The organism is Sphingobium sp. FG125, from assembly GCF_057809795.1.
The window spans coordinates 1-398 of sequence record NZ_JBMDKQ010000051.1; the positions used below are offsets into that span (position 1 = coordinate 1).

At 56.0% G+C, this 398-nt stretch carries 1 protein-coding gene; it reads right to left on the reverse strand.

All coding sequences use genetic code 11. The annotated features are described in order from the left end of the window. Window positions 1–398: calcium-binding protein (locus ACODSR_RS20700; RefSeq protein ID WP_489078405.1), on the reverse strand; the 398-nt coding region annotated here is incomplete at both ends.

A 398-nucleotide genomic window follows, 5' to 3' on the forward strand; every position in this document is an offset into this window, starting at 1 on the left:
CGCTCAGTTGTCCTTCAATCACGATGCTGCCGGGCTGACCAGCAAGGCTGATCTTCAGATTGTAGCCATTGGCATCCGCATAGGAATACACCAGATCGGCGGCCGTGATACCTTGGCCAAATTCGATCGTGTTGAAGCCGTCATAATAGCCGCCGCCGCGAATGATGTCGTCACCGTCACCCAGGTTCCAGACATAAGTATCGTCCGCCGAGGTCTCATACAGGAGATCGTTACCCAATCCGCCGGCAATGCGGTCGGTACCATCTCTGGCGTCGATTATATCGTCGCCAGCGCCACCGGTGATCGTATCGTTGGCATTCGATCCCCACAGCGTATCATCGCTTGACGTGGCGAGTTGTGCGTAAGCCGCTGTCTGGAATTGGCTGCGGTTCAGAACC